We start from the raw sequence: 2,738 nt of genomic DNA, 5'->3' as shown, positions 1-2,738 counted from the left end.
TTCCAGGGACACGCCACGAAACGCTCCGCCGTCACAGCTGTCCGGCGATGATATCCGCGGGCCAGCGCAGCACCCGCGATATACAACTCACCCGCCATACCGACCGGCACCGGTTGCAGCCGCTGATCCAACACCCATTCCCGGACACCGCGAATCGGGCCGCCGATCGTAATCGACTCGCCCGCCACCAACGGAGTGCCATGGTTCGTCATGATCGTGGCCTCGGTCGGACCATAAGCATCGGACATGTTGCGACTGCCGCCCCAGCGCTGGACCAACTCGGTGCCGGAGTCCTCGCCGCCGACTACCAGATGCCCCAAATCTGGTAGCGGCCAATGGGTGTGGTCGATGGTGGACAACGCGGAAGGTGTGATGTAGGCGTGGCTGACATGCTCGCGGTCGAGCAGTTCGCCGAGTTCGTCGCCACCATATGCGTCGCTCGGCGCGATGACCATAGTCGCGCCCGCGCACAGCGCCAACAGCAATTCCTGCACCGACACATCGAAGCTTGGCGAAGCCAAATGCAAAGTACGAGAATTGGATTCAACATCCATGGCATCCCGGTCCTCGGTGGCACAGTTGCCCAGCCCCTGGTGGGTGACCGTGACGCCTTTGGGCAACCCGGTCGATCCGGAGGTGTAGATGACGTAGGCGACATTATCGACACGCAGCGGACGTACCCGGTCGCTGTCGGTGATGGGACGGTTGTCGGTCTTGTCGAAGTTGTCCGGTGTCAGCCAGTCGATGGTGTCGGGGAGTTGTGCTCGCACGGATGGCACGGTCAGGCCGATGGCTGCTTTGGAATCGGTCGTCATGTGGGTGATGCGTTCGGTGGGGTAGGTCGGGTCGATCGGCAGGAAGGCGGCTCCCGACTTGGTGACTGCCCATATTGCGAGTACGGAGTCGGGGGAGCGTGGAATGCCGATCGCGACAATGTCTTCCGGGCCGATACCTCGTCGGATGAGTTGCCGCGCCAATCGGTTCGAACGCTCATCCAACTCCCGGTAGCTCAGCCGCTGCCCGCCGAACACGATCGCCGTGGCGTCGGGATCCCGCCCGGCCGCCGTGGCCAACAGCTCGGCCAGGGTGGTTGGCGCTGCTGTGGGCGCGCCGGAGCGTGTCAGCAGATCGATTCGTTCGGCGGGCTCGAGTACCTGGATCGTGCCGACCGCGACGGTGGGATCGGTGGCAACCGACTCCAACACCCGGATCCACCGGTGCACGAGAGAATCGATGGTCGTCGTGTCGAACAGATCCGTGGCATAGGTGACCGACACCGTCATACCGTCGCTGTCACCGCTGTCCGACAACACGAATGCCAAGTCGAAGCGAGACATCTCGGTGGGCAGGTCGACCACCGACACCACCAGGCCGGGCAGTTCGAGCTCCACTCGTTGCAGATTCTGGAATGCCAGCAGCACCTGGAACAACGGGTGCCGGGACTGGGATCGCTGCACATCGAGTTGATCCACCAACTGCTCGAACGGAACATCGGCGTGTTCGAAGGCGTCCAGGTCGACCTGCCTGACCCGGCTGAGCAGGTCGGTGAACGATTTCTCGAGGTCGATGTCGGTCCGCAGCACCAGGGTGTTGACGAACATGCCGATCACGTCGTCGAGCGCGGCGGCACCGCGCCCGGCGATCGGTGTGCCGATCGGAACATCGGTGCTACCACTCAACCGGGCGAGCAGGACCGCCAGCGCACCGTGAATCACCATGAACAACGATGAACTCTGCTGCCGCGCAAACCTTTCCAACGCCTGAACCAACTCGGCATCCACCGTGTAGCTGGTAGTGGCACCTCGGTGAGACATCACCACCGGCCGCGGCCTGTCGAACGGCAGACAAAGCTCCTCGGGAACCCCGTCCAGAGTTTCGGTCCAGTATCGGATCTGCCTGGCGCACAACGATTCCGGGTTGTCGGGCGAGCCGAGGGTAGCTCGTTGCCATAGTGCGTAGTCCGCGTACTGGACGGGCAGTGGTGTCCACGACGGGACTTCACCGCGAATCCGTGCGGTGTACGCAGTTGTCACGTCGCGGGCCAGGGGGGTCATGGAGAAGCCGTCCGCGGCGATGTGATGCACCACGACGGCCAGCACATATTCTGATTCCTCGCTGCCGACCACGCGGAACAATCGGGCACGCACTGGCACCTGGGTGCTCACGTCGAAACCCTCGCTGATGAATTCGGTTACCGTTGCGATCAATTGGCTCGACAGGACCGGTACCGGAGTCAGTTCCTGGTCGATGTCGTCGACGGATTCGATCAGCTGGATCAGTATTCCGTCATGGTCCGGGTACCGCGTTCGCAAGGACTCGTGTCTGCGTAGCACGTCGATCATGGCTAGTCCCAGGGCATCGACATTCACCTCGCCGCGCAGCCGAATGGCGATCGGCATGTTGTATGCCCCCGAGCCGGGTTCGTACTGATTGAGGAACCACATCCGTTGTTGGGCCGGTGCCAACGGCACGAGCTCGGGGCGCGGTCCCGCGATCAATGGTGGGCGTTGTCGCCCCTGACCGGCATGCTGCTCTACATAGGTTGCGAGCGCCGCCACCGTGGGCGCCTCGAACAACAGCCGCACCGGAACCTCGGTGTCCAGCGCGGCCCCGAGTCGCGTCGCAACCCGGGTCGCGACCAAACTGTCTCCGCCGAGGGCGAAGAAGGAGTCGTCGAGACCGATGGTGTCGATGCCCAGTACATCGGTGAACACTCGAGTGATCGTGTGTTCTATCGG

1 protein-coding gene is annotated in these 2,738 nt (G+C 63.1%); it reads right to left on the bottom strand.

Features of this window, described 5'->3' with window-relative positions; all coding sequences use genetic code 11:
- A partial coding sequence (locus tag ABH933_RS45445; RefSeq protein WP_429455345.1) for a condensation domain-containing protein occupies positions 1 to 2,714 on the bottom strand: 2,714 nt, incomplete at its 3' end.
- Positions 2,715 to 2,738 lie beyond the last annotated feature (24 nt).

The organism is Nocardia sp. GP40 (assembly GCF_050434125.1).
Taxonomy (GTDB): domain Bacteria; phylum Actinomycetota; class Actinomycetes; order Mycobacteriales; family Mycobacteriaceae; genus Nocardia; species Nocardia albiluteola.
This window is presented reverse-complemented; position numbering and strand designations above follow the sequence as displayed.